At 72.7% G+C, this 14,773-nt stretch carries 3 protein-coding genes; 2 read left to right on the top strand and 1 reads right to left on the bottom strand.

Annotated features, from left to right (window positions below; genetic code table 11):
- Positions 1–2 precede the first annotated feature (2 nt).
- Positions 3–662: a hypothetical protein gene (locus O7617_RS00100; RefSeq protein ID WP_282260657.1), complete on the bottom strand. Its 660-nt coding sequence runs from the start codon at positions 660–662 to the stop codon at positions 3–5.
- A 56-nt stretch (positions 663–718) separates the two neighbouring features.
- Between O7617_RS00100 and O7617_RS00095 the strand changes: the two genes are divergently transcribed.
- Positions 719–1,528: a hypothetical protein gene (locus tag O7617_RS00095; RefSeq protein WP_282260656.1), complete on the top strand. Its 810-nt coding sequence runs from the start codon at positions 719–721 to the stop codon at positions 1,526–1,528.
- A 3-nt stretch (positions 1,529–1,531) separates the two neighbouring features.
- Positions 1,532–14,761 (top strand): hypothetical protein, encoded by a 13,230-nt coding sequence (locus O7617_RS00090; protein ID WP_282260655.1) that lies wholly within the window; start codon positions 1,532–1,534, stop codon positions 14,759–14,761.
- Positions 14,762–14,773: the final 12 nt, after the last annotated feature.

The raw sequence follows: 14,773 nt of genomic DNA, 5'->3' as shown, positions 1-14,773 counted from the left end.
CGTCAGTCGACGGGGTAACTGGGCGTGGGCGGCTTCAGGACGTCGTCGACGTTCGTGCCGTCCTCGAAGACGACCTTGTCGGCGTGGACGTAGTTCTGGGCCGCGTTGTTGAGCACCGCGGTCATCTGGCCGACCAGTTGGTAGGCGTCGGCGACGGCTCGGACGAGGGCGTTCTGACTGTCCACGACCGCCTGGGTGGATTCCGGGTTCGGGTCCTTGAACTGCGCTTCCCTCTCCGGGTTGTACGGGGCGCCGTAGCTACCCCCCTCCTGACCGTTCGCGGTCGCCGTGTACGGCTTCATCTCCTCCGGATCGGAGACCAGGAATATCCAGCCCGCGGTGTTCAGGATGAGGTCCTTGAAGGCGGGGTAGTCGCCGACCTGTCTGTCCAGCTCGATCATGATGGTCTTTTCCAGATCCTTGATGTCGCTGGGTCGCACCCTGAGGTAGGACGTCGTGGGCACGTCCGGCTCGGGCCCGGAACCGGGCGCCTCGTCGGACAGCTTGATCACGTTGTCGCCGGTCAGCGACAGGGTCATGTCCAGGCTGTCGGGGTCGAAGCCGTCGGCCACCGTCACCGTGGGCAGCTTGAAGTCGCTCTCGGTGAGGTATTCGTCACCGTAGCCCGTCTGGCCGGGGTCCTGGAGGGTCTCGTCCGCCATTCGTCGACTATTACCAACGCCGGCGCGTCCGGCCAACGTCCCGTTTTCCAGGACTCGTGGCGTGCACCGATCCGAGGCTGACGATTGTCCTTGGTGCCGCTGCTACGGTCGGCTGGTACGTAGACTCCGATGCCTGCCGGGAGAGACTCGTGGCCCCAAACCCGCAGGAAGGTGCGCCCGCGAACTACGACGGCGGGCAGGTCATCAGCATGTACCCGATCGATGTCTACGAGGCCACGTTCTACCGCCGGTCGTTCGACGTCGTCGTGCCGGACCACGGCCCGGGCGGCAGCAGGATCAACCTGGGTGTCAACGTCCCGCCCCGCGGGCCGTGGACCGACGGCGACGGCACCCTGCACATCCCCACCGGCGACGACACCGACACGCTCATCAAGAACCCGTTGCGCAACATCGACGCGTCCGGGTCAGGCGACGGGTACTCCTACGGGAGCGTCCCGGCGAAGCTGGACGCCATCGCGGGCGCGTTCGACACGATCGCCCAGATCTGGGACGGGCTCAAGTTGTCGTGGATCGGAGACTCGGCGGATGCGGCCAAGGACCTCCAGGACAAGCTCGACCAGGTCCAGAAGCGCCTCTTCGGGCAGAAAATCCAGCCGCTGGGTGACACGCCCGGCGTCATCGGGCAGATGTCGTCCGTCGCCGCGAGCGCCGCGTCGGTCCTGAGCAGTGTCGAGGAAACGAACACGAGAATGTTCGAGGACTTCGCCAACGCGATCGACTGGAAGCCGCTTCCGCCGGAGGAAGTCGACGACGCCGAGGCCTCGAACGACCAGAAGCCGCCCCCGACGCCGGAACCCCCGAAGAACGAGGACCGCCTGTTCGGTCCGATCATCGAGACCTTCTAGCGGGTGAGCCTGCATCACCCGGATCCGGATCTCCTCGACCAGTTGGCGGACGTCTGGGACAAGAAGGCCGCCGAACTCGAGACCCTTCGGGCCACGTTCGCACCGGGCCAGGACTCGGCCGACGTGCTCGCGTTGGGCAGCCTCAGCGAGGACCCGCTCACGTCCCTCCCCGGTGTCGTGGGTACGCCCGCCACCGAACACCTCGAGTGGAGTGGCGCGGCCCAGAGCGCCGCCGGACGGATGCTTCAGCAGGTCTCCAGGCAGGTCGCCAACACTGCTGAGTTGGCCCGGCGGTGGGCCCGCCGGCTCCGGAGGATGGCCGAGGAGATCCGCGAGAGGCTCGCCGAGGAGGCCAAGAGCTTCCTCGTCCTCCTCCTGTCCACTGTTCTCGGCTTCATCGCCGGAATGATCCTCGGCTTCGTCCTGGCGCCCGTGATCGCGGCGATGGCCGAGGCCATCGTCGCCTCGATCATGGCGGCCCTGGAGATCGCCTCGACTGTCGCGGCCACCCTGCTCACCATCACCTTCGAGTTCACCATCGGCGCCCTGGCCTTCGCGTACCTGCAGTGGAACGTGGATGTGCTGGTCGAGGTGATCGCCTCAGCGGCCACCAACACGCCGTTCACCCTGTCGCAGCACGAGTGGGTGAACATCGTGGTCGCGGCGCTGACCGGTGGGCTGTTCTCGCTGAGCCCGGCCGCCGTCGGCCTCAAGAACATTCCGGTCAAGGGCGACGGCGCGATCAACCCGGGGCAGGTCAAACCGGCCGAGGTGAACCTCAACGACGGGGTCGTCACGCCGGGGCAGATCGATTCGTACAACGGCACCTTCGGCGGCACCGACGAGTTCGGTGCCGCCGCCACCCGGATGATCGGTGGGAACGGTCCGGTCCGGCCCGGCTCGATCGGCCCCAAGACGATCTCGGTGAACGCCGCCGATCTGCGCAACATCCCACTCAACCTGGACGCCGTACCCAGGCCGGGCGCCGGCGTGAAGGTGAGTGAGAGCTCGTCCGTCAAGGGCGACCCGGTCGCCGGCTCACCCGGTACCCGAAATCTGCGCTCCACCCCGGAAGGGACTGCCCTGCCGGACAACGGCGCGCCGCTACCCCTGGCCAGGACGACCCCGGACGGGCAGGGACCACCGAAGAACGTGCCACCCGGCGTCGTCGGCGAGAGCGGTCGGCCGCCAGCCGGGTCGACGAAGCCGGCGGCCCCGCCGGAGCCCCGCGACGCGCCGATCCAGCCAGCCCCCAACCGCGATCCGTCGCAGGCGCCGACCCCGCCCGCGAACTCCGCGCCGCGGACCAGCAACGACGGCGACGTCACACCCACGAACACCCCGAGGAGGCCGGGGAACGAGGACGATGCCCGCCCGATCACCAGCGTCCGCTCCGAGCCCCCGCGCGTGCCGGACAACCTGACGGCCGATCCCAACCCCGGACAACCGCCCATGACCATCCCCAATGGTTCCAGGGACGCCGTCGAGCAGCCACGGGTCAACGAGCCGCACGGCGCTCGCTCGGGCAGCACCGAGTCGCCGACGCCCAGCGCGCCCCGGGGGATCGAGTCCGAGCCACGCGTCGGACAAGAGACGGGTAGGCACACCCCCGATTCGGGCAGCAACCCGCCCGTCAACACCGCGACGACCGTGCCCAGGACCCAGGTGCCGCACGTGCCCGACGGAGACGCCGGGGCCCTCAACCACCACGCACCCCCACCTGGCGCCGCACCGGAGACGTCGGTGTCGTCGCCACGGTCCGGGCACACCGAGGGCGGCTCGACCGGCCATCCGGGCCTGGGGTCGGCGGCGCACGCGGAGGTGCCGCCGGTCGCCGTACCCGTACGCCCCGATGATGTCTCGTCCAACCTTCAGGCGGGTCTGCGTGAGCGGATCAACACGGCACGTGGCATCGACCGTGCCTTCCCCGACCTGGACCGTGACTTCGCCGCGGCGATGCGCGACGTCGGTGGCCAACGCACCGGCCTCGACGACGCCAGAGCCGCCGCGCTGAAGAGCAGCTTCGCCGAACGCGTCTCCGCCCGGTTCGGCGAGGTCATGGACCGCGCGTTCCACGAGGGTCGGCCGCCGACCGCCGCCGAGAGGGCGTCGTGGACCGACGCGTACGGGAAGGCGCTCGACGACCTGCGGACGGACATCCGGGTGCAGGGTGCGATCACCGACGTGGACGCGGCGGTGACCCGGTTGGTCGGCAGGGTCGGTGACGATCCCGTGGGCCCGCCCTCTCCCGGCCGGTTGGACGTGCCGGGGGACGCGCTGCGGTCGTGGACCGCCGACGCGAACGGGTTGGTCCGGCAGGCCGCCCGGACCGGTGACTTCCGGCGGTTGGACGACGACCTCAGGGCGCTGGAGGGCAATTTCGACGGCTACGTGAAGGCCTATGCGGCCGCCGACCGGGCCGCCGAGGCGGCCGGCAAGCGGTTCGACGCGATGCTCCACCAGCGCAACGGGATCCACGCGGACATCGACCGGATCGACGCGGCCCGGGCCGAGTTGGTGGGGGATGCCCGCAACGCCTACCTGGCACGGTGGGGCGCGAAGTCGATGGACCACCGTGCCATGCCGAACCTGGAATCCCTTGACCGCCACGCGGCCAGCTGGCTGCGGGAGCGGGAGGGCACCATCGACGCGCGCCTGACCTACCTGGAGCGAATCCAGGGCAGCAAGCGCGGCCCGATGCAGGACCTGATGACGTCGCTGCGCCGCGACATCGGCGTCGGGCGGTTGGACTGGGCCGCGGAGAGATTCGGCCTGCACCCGGACGGCGTCGGCAAGCATCCGATGCTGGTCCAGGCGGAGAAGATCGCCGACGCCAGCGCCGGCAGCTTCGCCCAGAACGTCCGCCCGCAGTACAGCGTCGCCGTCCGCAGCATCCGGACGTTCGTCGAGCAGGCCCCGGCCCGGATCGAGTTCAGCAATGCGGCGCGCTCACTCCTGGACGACGCCCGCGCCTCGTTCCGCTTCTCGGCCCGTCAGGGCGAGCTCACGGCTGTCGAACGCGGCCTCACCTCCTTCGGCGCGGGCGACCGGGGCGTCGCCGCGGCCGAGGGCAAGCTGGCCGACGCTCTCGATGCGCAGATCACGCGGGTGGGAAAGGCCGGGTACAAACCATCCGCGGTGGACGAGGCGCTGGAGGCGCTGCGTCATCGCGCCGACCTCATCAGCGACGAGGTGCGCCGGGACACGATCGACGAGGCGGCCATGCAGACCGCCGTCAGTAGCGCCCGGAAGCTGATCGACGCGGAGGTCGGCGGCCGGGGCGTCCACCTCGGCCAGGGGACGTTGGACCGGATCACCGGTGAATTCACCGAGGGCGTGGTGCATCGGTTCCGGCAGGAGCACGGAGCGAGCGAAGGGTCGCGCCCCCAGACGCGCCAGCGGCTCTCATCGCACCTGGACCTGGACGCCGCCGCTACGGTGCGCGACGTGGGCGGCCAGCGCGCCGGCGTCGACGACGCCCGTGCCGGGGAACTGCGAGCGTTCGACGACCCGCGTACGGACGCCCGGGTGCAGGGTGCCATCGCCGACGTGGACGCGGCGGTGCGCCGGTTGGCCGGCAGGTTCGGCGACGCTCCCGCCGGTGCGCCTTCCGGGCGGTTGGACGTGCAGGGCGACGCGCTGCGGTCGTGGACCGCTGACGCGAAAGGGTTGGTCCAGCAGGCCGCCCGGACCGGTGACTTCCGGCGGTTGGGCGACGAGCTCAGGACGTTGGAGGACAGTTTCCACGGTTACGTCACGGCGCACGCGGGCGCCGATCGTGCCGCCGACGCGGCCGGTAGGCGGTTCGACGCGATGGTCGAGCAGCGAACCGGAATCCACGCGGACATCGACCGGATCGACGCGGCCCGGGCCGAGTTCATGGGGGATGCCCGCAACGCCTACCTGGCGCGGTGGGGCGCGGACCCGGTGGACCGGCGCGCCATGCCGAACCTGGAGTCCCTCGACCGCCACGCGGCCGGCTGGCTGCGGGATCACGAGGCCTTCATCGGCGCACGCCTGACCGACCTGGAACGGCCCCTGCAGGTGTACCGCGTCGAGCTGGAGACGCCGTCGCTCGACCCGGGGGCCGCGCTGAGCGGTTCGCGCAAGCTCGACGACCTGCTCGGCACCGTGCTGCGTCCGGAGCAGTTCGTGGTCAAGGGTTCCGAGGCCCACCACCTGCCGATCGGCGAGAGCTCGAATTACCGCCTGGACGTGGCCGGAGCCACCGGCCGTGGGGCCGAACCCGATCCGATCCACCGGCCGCCCGCCTACGACGAGACCGACGGCATCCTCGACCTGCCGGTGTACGACGCACAGGGCCGGCCGCCCGCGTACACGGCCCACTTCACCGAGACCACCCCAGCCCGCGATCTGGTCACACCCACGTCGCTGGACACCCCGATGGACGGCGTCGGTAGGGAGATGGCTGCCATCCGGCAGGAACGGCGCGACGGTGTCGCGGCGGAGGTCGAGAGCCTGGAGCGGGTCGGGCGGCCCGAGGTCAAGGGTCCGGACGGGGCCGGGACCGACCCGCTGCCCGCGAAGAACCCGTACGGAAGCCTGCGCGACCGGGCGTGGAACGCGATGGCCAAGCAGGAAGCCGACCTGGACGCCACGCTCGGGGAGAGGCTGCCTCCCGGTGGCGACTCCTTCGCGCCCGCCCGACGGCCGGTGGAGCCGGCGCGGACCGGCCGGGACGTGGCCGAGGACGTGGCCCGCCTCGCACGCAACGATCCGCGGCCGGGCGCCGAGACGGTCGACCAGCACGTCGGGAAGCTCTCCGACGGCGAGTTGGCCCGGGCCAACGAGTGGGTGACCCGAAACCCCGAGTCGCCTGCCCGGGCGGCGATCCAGAAGGAACACGCGGCGCGCTTCGGACCGGACGCGCCCCGCCCGGAGGCGCGTACCCCGGACCCGGCCGGCGCGGTCCGGTCGGAGGACCTGACGCGGATGCGGGCCGACGTCGACGCCAGGGACGCCTCCGCTCAGCGGCTGAACGGGGTGCTCGACCAGATCAACGAGCAGCAGCAGGCCGTACGCGCCGGCATTCACCGGCAGTACGTGGGCGTGAAGGTCGACCCGGGCGAGCCGATGCCGAGCTTCCCCAGCATCCCCGAACGGGCGGCGCAGCTACAACGCCTCGGCGTCGAGGTGACCCCCGAAGGGCTTGCCGCCGACACGCGGGTGGCCAAGGCCGCCGGCAACCTCCGCGACATCACCGCGGAGCGGTCCACCATCGACTCCCTGCGGCGACCGCTGGACCAGGCGATCGACACCGCCCAGAAGCAGGCCCAGGTGCTGGCCGCCAAGCGTTTCGCCCAAGGGGCCGGCGCGCACGACATCGAGAACTACGACCGTGCGGTGCGGGACGCGCTCGATCTGCAGACGTACCGCGAGGAGGGGCTCGCCTCGCTTCGCCCGAGGGAGAACCCGACCCACCGGGATCTGGTTCGCGCGCACCGGGACGAGGCGCCGGCGAGCGCGCCGCCGCCGAGCACGATCGACCCGGAGCACATCGGCGACCAGACGTTGGCGCTGATGAGGGAGCTGCGGGAGGCGGCCCGACGCCTGGACGCGCTGCCGACGCCGCAACCAGCGCGCGGCGGCGAGACGCTGCGCGAGTGGCTGGGCGCGTACGACGCCCTGCACGAGCGGTGGAAGAGCCTTTCGGCCTGGCAGCAGCAGGGATTGGAGGTTCGGGACCGCGCCCTCGCGCAATTCGAGCGCACCGCGATCCTGCAACACGAGCAGGCGCTGCTCGACGCGAGCGAACCGGCGGTGCGAGGCGCGCAGGCGCGCGCGTCGGCCGCTGCCCGGGACGCGAGGAACGGCCTGAACGAGGCGATCCGCGCGGAGCAGCAGGCCGCCGCCGTCGGGCCCGCCAGCGGGACGGCCAGTTCCGTCGAGGCCACCGCGAACCACCGCCCGCGGCCCCGGCCCGAGGTGGCCCGGCCTGAGGTGGCCCGGCCTGAGGTGGCCCGGCCTGAGGTGGCCCGGGAGCAGGCCGCCCGCGCTGAGGTGGCCGAGAAGGGTGAGGGCCCGCTGGTCACGCCGGCCCCGAAGCCCTCGATTCGCCGACCGAGCACACCGCCGGAATCTCCTTCGCCGCCAGAGCGTCCGCCCCCTCCGGCTGGCACCGGGCCCGTCGATGCGGCGGCGGCGCGGGCGTTGGAGGCGCGGTGGGAGGCGCTACGGGCCAAGCCGGCCCAGTCGGAGCCGGCGACGTCGGGGAGTACGCCGGTCGGGCCTGTCGATCCGGTGGCGGTGCGGGCGTTGGAGGCGCGGTGGGAGGCGCTGCGGGCCAAGCCGGCCGAGTCGGAGCCGCCGATTTCGGGGAGTACGCCGGTCGGGCCTGTCGATCCGGTGGCGGTGCGGGCGTTGGAGGCGCGGTGGGAGGCGCTGCGGAACAAGCCGCTGACGCCGGCGGACACCCCGGACGAGACCGTGCCACGCCCGCCGCGACCGACCGTCGAGGACGAGCCGCCGGTGATCCACCCGGCCAGCGAGACCGTACCGCCGGACATCATGCGCTTCAGCGACCCGGAGCGTGTGGAATCCTGGCTGAGCGTCCGTGACCAGTTGATCCGGAGGCTGTTCAACAGGCTCGCGCACGCCTCGGTGGTCGATCGGACGCTGCCCAATCTGGAGTCCTCTTTCGTGCGGGTGTGGCACGACCTGCCCGCGGGCAGTCGGATCACCGAGCGCCAGCTGGTCGAGCAGTTCGAGAGGTTCGGCACAGCCGCGGCCCGTGCGCTGAACGAGACGTTCGCGGACGCGTTCACCGACGTCCGCATCCCCACCGGTGCCGACCGTCAGCGGTGGCAGGAGCGGTACGACGACCTGCTGCGTGACCTCGCCGACGACCTGCGGCAGCAGGTCGGCCGCAACGAGATCGAGGCGGTCGCGAGCGCCGCGTTCGAGCGCTGGCAGGCGGAGGACCCCGAGGCGATCGCGTACCACAACGAGGCGTTGCGGCACTGGACCCGGGACGCCGAGACCCGGCTGGCCTCGTTCCGCAACACCCGCACGTGGGACTACGCGCCGGCCGCGCTGGGCAGCCAGATCGCCCGGCTCGACGTCTACCGCGCCATCCACCGCACCGCGCCGATCGCCGCGGCCCAGGTCGCCGCTCGCTTCGACGAGATGGTGGCCGAGCGTCCCCGGATACAGGCCGACCCGGACCGGGTGGCCCGGTCCCGGGCCGAGGCGGTAGCCGCCGGTCACGACCGGTACGTCCGTTGGTGGACGAAGCGGATGGACGCGGCCGTGGGAGATCTCGAAGGCACCACGACCACGGCGCTGAGCAGTTTCCGGGTGCTCGACGACGCCATCGACGCGCGGCTCGACTACCTCGACGAGACGCAGCTCGTCCTGGATGCGATGTACCGGTTGACCGAGCCGGACGCGTTGCCCCGCTCACCGCTGACTGACGGCCTGAGCCCGGACCAGATGGGCAACGCGGTCCGGATCGTCCAGCGCGAGGCCGAGTCCCTGGTGGACAGCCGGGCCACGCCGTTCGTGGCCAACGTGCCCAGGGTGGACCCCTCACGGTTCCGCGCGGTCAGCCGAGCGGTCATGGAGTTGCGTGATCAGCTGCCGGCGCGGGCCGCATTCGCCGCCCGCGCGGCCCTGCTGACCGAGGAGGCGCTGACGGCTGTCGACGCGGAGGCCGCGAAGGGCGCCGCGGAGGCGGTCCGGCACGGGCTGGATCCGACGGAGGCGCTGTCCCGGGTGTCGGGCGACGTCCGCCGGGAGATCCGCGACCTGGCCCGGGACGCCCGCGAGCGCTTCGCCGGTCGGCAGTACGCCCAGAGCGCGCTGACGGGTGTGCTGGCCGTGCTGGAAGCCCAGCTCGGACGGGCGGTCGGGCGGGTCCATGCCGAGACCGTCCGGGACGCGCTGCTGCGCGCCGGTGACGCGGAGGCGGTGGCCACCCTCAACCAGTACGCGAGCCAGATCGGGTCCCGGTTCGGCCGGCCGGTGCAGGAGCGGATCTACGGCGACTTCGAGCACCGGTACGTGCGCCGGTTCCACGACGCGTTCGGCGACGGCGCCACCGTCGACGTGGCCGCCTGGCTGTCCCGCACGCGGCCCGACGGGTCACCGCGGCGCGCGCTGCCGGACAGCCACCTGCAGAACCGTCTGCTCACCGCGCCCGATGCGGACCCGGTCGAGGTCGAGGCCATCGTGGACGCGTTGGCACTTCCCGGTGAGCGGGGCACGTCGGTGGAGCGTCGCGAGTCGCAGATCGCCATGCTGCCGGAGGAGGAGCGCGCGCACTGGCGGGCACGGCTCGCCGACGGGCGCACCGCCGATGCCGAGCTGGCGGCGCGCGCGGTGGAGGTGGTCACCACCCGGTGGGCCAACGACGCGGCGCTGACCCGGCTGGTGTCCGGCGCTCGACGGCTGTGGAACGAGGCCGGGGCGGCCGGGTCCCGCGTGTCGCCGAGCGCGTTCGGGGACCTGGTCCACCGCTTCTACCACCGGGGCTCCGGTGCCCTGGTCGCGCCGGACCTGCCGTCCGTCACCCATCTGGCCGAGCCGGTCCCCGGGCCGGCCGAGCTGACCGAGGCCGCTCTGCGGCGGCGTCTGGCCCGGCTCGCCGGACAACCCGCCGAGGATCACTCGGACATCGAGGCACGGTGGCGGCGGAAGGCGGAGGAGTGGTTCCGGGACGACGCCAGGACGCTGCCCCACGACCTCCGGGAGAGGTTCTGGGCGGAGTGGCTGACCGCGCGGGACGACGACGAGAAGCGGGCGGAGGTGCGCGAGAGGATGCGCGCCGCGGTCGCGACCGAGCTGAGGGCGGCGGGGGAGCCGCTGCCGAATCCGCGTGAGCCCGGCGTCGACGAGAAACCTGACGCGTTCGCGGAGGCGTACGCGATCGTGCCGCGCGCCGAACGGGACCGCTTCCGTGAGGCGATAGCGCGGGCGGGCACGGTGGAGAAGCTGGACCGGGTGTACGCGGAACTGGACGCCCGCCGCGACGAGCTGGCCGCCGAGGTGGAGGCGGCGCGGGCGAAGGCCGACGCCGACGCGGCCGAGGCCAGGTTGACCGAGCAGGAACGGGACCGGAAGCTCCTCGCCGCGGTGAACGAGCGGCTGACCGATCTCAAGAGGTACGTGCCCAGCCATGGCTACCGGATCCTGCGGGACGACGTGCCGGCCATCCGGTTGGAGCAGGCCCAAGCCTTCGACGACGAGCTGGCCGAGGTGCGCACACCGGAGCAGGAGATCGCGTGGACCGAGCGGGTCGCCGCGGCCGGATACCGCAGGGTGGCCGAGGACGGCATGCCCGTCGACACGTGGCCGACCGTGCCGATGCAGGACAGCGACCTGTCCGACATGGTGTGGGCGTGGGTTCGGGCGGTGACCGACGGGACGGGGGTGCGCCCGGACGAGGTCACCAGGGCGGCCGAAGCCATGATCGGGGCGCTGGACACGCGGGACGGCACCGCCCTGCAGGGCGCGCTCTCCGGCCTGTCGGTGGCGACGATGAATGCCCGGGTGGCGGAGCTGAAGCAGGCTGGTCCGGTGCGGCCGGCCGAGGACCTCACGCCGGCGGAGGACAGCCGCCTCGACGAGACCGGGCCGGAGGACCTCGAGGCCGACGAGTTCGTCGTCCTCCTCGACGGCGACAGCCTGACCGTCCCGGCCCACGACCCGCTGACGCTGCAGCCGCGGTCGGTCGAGGACCTGGTCCAGCGGATGCCGAGCGTTCCCGAGCCTGCCCCGAGCGTGGGTGGTCACCTGCGGCCCGGCCCGTCCCGCGACGAGAGCCAGTTCGACGAGGAGGTCCGCCGGATGGCGGAGGCCGAGGGTCGCACCGGGGCGGTGCGCGGCGGCATCGACGTGGACGCCGAACTCCTGGGCCGCCTCGAACGCCTCCGGGAACCTGCCGCGCCCGCCGAGCAGCCGACGCCCGAGCAGCACCCGACGCCCGCCGATCAGGTCACCGGTCCCGTGCCGACGACGAAGCCCAAGGAGGGCATCGCCGAGGTCGAGGTCATCCAGTCCGACGGCACGGTGGTCCGTCGCACGGTCAGCGCCGCGCCCCCGGCGGTCACCGCCACTGCCGCCCTTCGGGAGCAGCTTGCGGAGCTGGATGAGATCTACGCGCGCACCGAGGCGGCGTACGTCTCCTATCTGGAGCTGGAACGGGACCTGCGGGCCCGGAACGAGGACCTGGACGCGCGCTTCGCGGCCCACCTGACCGTGAGGCCTGAGCTGGCCGCGGGTCTCGACGAGGCGACGATCGCGCGGCTGAAGACCGACATCGCCGACGAGGCCGCGAAACACTTCCTGGCGGTACGCGAGTCGCTGGCCAGCCGGGACGACCAGTTGACCATGGTCGCCGCGTTCATCGCCGCGCGGGTGACGGTCGTGGAACCGATCGCGCCGGCCCCGGTCGCCGCGGAGGTGACGGAGACGTCGCGGGTCGACGAGCTCGCCGGGGAGAGGTTCACGCGGACGGTCGCCGACTTCCGTCGGGCCGACCTGTTCGGGGGTCGCTACCTGAGCGAGGCGGACCAGGCACGGCTGCGTGCGTCGTACCTCGACTTCGCGCGCGCCGCCGCGGGCACGGCGGGGAGCGAGGCCGAGTGGGTGCCCACCTCCGACTGGGCCGCCACCCTGGACACCGCCTCGGCCCGGCTGATCGAGGATCTGAGCGTGGTGTCGAGCGCCAACCGCTGGTTCGATCGGGTCGTCGAGGCGGTCGTCTACGACCACGGCGAGAACGAGCGCGACAACCCTCGCCTGCCGCACCAGCAGTGGTATCGCGACCGCTTCCAGCAGCGGCTGCTCGGCGACTGGACGACGGTGATCCGGGACCAGCGGCCCGGGCGGTCCGCCTCCGGTGTGGCCTACCTGGGCGCATTGAGCGTGGTGTCGACGATGGTCGCCGACGAGGGGCCGGACGGCTGGCCGGAGGCCCTCACCGCGGCCCTGCACTGGATCCGCGTCGAGTTGGACTCCGCGTACCGGATGGGCCAGGTTTTGGCCGGGGCGGCCCAGGACTTTCACCGGATCGCGCTGGACACCGGGGCGGACCTGGCGCACACCGCCGCCGTCGCCGACCTGTTCCGGGCCGACCGACTGCGCGACCACCTCGCCGTCCGGGGTGTGGACCCGGACACCTACGAGGACTGGTTGGCCGGGGAGAAGACCGACACCGACGTGTTCGGCGTCGCACTGGCCCGCCTGTCCACGGTCCGCGAGCAGCACCCGGTGGCGTTCGGCGAGAAGGCCGAGCGGGTCACCGTCGGCTTGCTCACCGAATACCGGAACCGGGTCGCCACCGCGGGCGAGGTGGCACAGCGGATGCCGGACTTCGCCGAACGGTTCGCCGCCGAGGTGACCGCGTCGGCCGCGCGGACCGACCAGGTCCGTGACCGGGTCGACGAGCAGGACCTCGACCGCTTCCGGACGCTCGACGGGCTGCCCCGCAACGAGCTGACCATCTGGCGGGACCGGGTGGTCGCCGACCTGACCGATCTGTATCACCGGGTGTGGAACTACGCCGTGTCCGTCGGCGCCGCCGTCGACTCGGAGCACTGGCAGGCCGCGTCGCGGCGCTGGGACGAGCTGGCCGGGCAGTACTGGACCGGTCTGCGGACCCAGGTGATGCGACAGCGCCAGGCCGGGTGGGTGCGCGCGGCGGTCGAGCGGCTGCGGGCCGAGGGGACGCGGGCGGGCCTACCGGCGGACGGCATCGACACGGCGGTCGCCGACCTCACTGCCGACGCCAGCGCCGCGATCGAGCGGCTGCTGCACTCGGGGCCCTTCGACCCGGCCCGACTCGGACGCTGGGCCGAGCTCGAATCCGACCTGCTCACGGCCGTGCCGAGCTATGTGTCGGTCGCGCGGGCCCGAGCGCAGGTGGCGGAGCGGGCGGCCACGGCGTACCGGGAGACGGCCGGCGTCGACGACCGGCTGGCAGCCGAGGCGGAGATGGCCGCGCTGGAGGTGTTCGACCGGGTGTACCGGCAGTTCCGTTGGGCCGACGCGGACCAGAGGCTGGCGCAGGCCGAGTTCGCCGCGGGCAGGGAGCAGCCGGAGATCATCGCGCAGGTGATCAGGCGAGGTCGGGACGCGACGGAACGTCTCGCCACTCCGCGGCGCGCCGGCAGCACTCCGCTCGACGCGCTGGGCCGGCAGGTCCGGCGACAACTCGACGCGGAGCGCCGGGCGGATCCGGCGGAGGCGGCGGCGCTGCGCCGGGTCGAGGCCGAGATCGAGGCGCTCATCGCCGCCGGGCTGCGCGACAACGAGGCCGCCGTGATCGAACCGGCGCTGGGTGGGCGCGCGGCCGACCGGACCACGGCGCGCGTCGAGGAGATCATGCGCCGTCTCCCGCAGCGCCTGGCCGACGAGCGGCGCCTGGCCGACGCGCTCACCGAGGCCGCCCGCCGGTTCGACGAGCTACCCGGAGCCGAGCGGCTCACCGTCGACGCCCCGCTGCGCGTCCGGTTCCTGAGCGAGGCGGCCGGGAAGATCGCGACGGGCATCGCGTACCTGACCAGCACCGCGCAGAAGGCCGCGGTGGGCGTGGCGATCCGTTCGGCCGCGGCGACCACGTCCGGGACGACGGGCGCCCCGAGCACCACCGCCGGCACCGACGGGATGGGTCTGGTGCCGAGCACCCTGCCGCCGGTCGAGGTCACCCCGATGACACCGCCGCGCCCGGCCGAGCAGCCCGCGACGGTGCAGCCGGAGCCCCGCCCCGACGCGCGACAGCAGTACCGGGACGGCTTCTACGAGCGGGTCGGGTCCACACCGCCGGCTGAGCCGGGCAATCCGTTCGGGTCGGATCTCGCGGGCGAGCGGGCCGAGCTGGAGTGGTCGCTCAACACCCTGGCCGCGTACGGGACCGACTGGCTCGACCAGGGCTTCCGCTTCCTCGACGAAGGGTCGCCCGAGGTTCGCGCGCAGATCCTGGTCGACGCGATCCGCACGGCGCCGGCCGGGGCTCTGGGCGCGATGAGCGGGCTCTTGCGCGGGGTGTCCGCCCACCCGGAGTGGGACATGCCTGTCGCGTACGCCGCCCGCGCCGTCCACCTGGCGCTGACCGGCAGGGCGGAGGCGGGAACCGGGCTCATCCACAGGCACTGGCGTCTCTCGTATCCGCCGCGACAGGTCGTCCGGGAGGCGCTGGTCGCCCGGGTCGCCGGTTCGGACGAGGATCGGGTGGCCCTGAGCGTCATCGGCGTCGCGCTGGTGACCTGCTGACCTACCGCCATC

It is taken from the genome of Micromonospora sp. WMMD1155 (assembly GCF_029581275.1).
Classification (GTDB): domain Bacteria; phylum Actinomycetota; class Actinomycetes; order Mycobacteriales; family Micromonosporaceae; genus Micromonospora.
Note: the sequence above shows the minus strand (reverse complement) of the source record. Positions and strands in the feature narration are given on the sequence as shown.

Coding starts and splice junctions, on each gene's coding strand:
- O7617_RS00100 (WP_282260657.1), bottom strand. CDS start 662: ATGGCGGACGAGACCCTCCAGGACCCCGGCCAGACGGGCTACGGTGAC.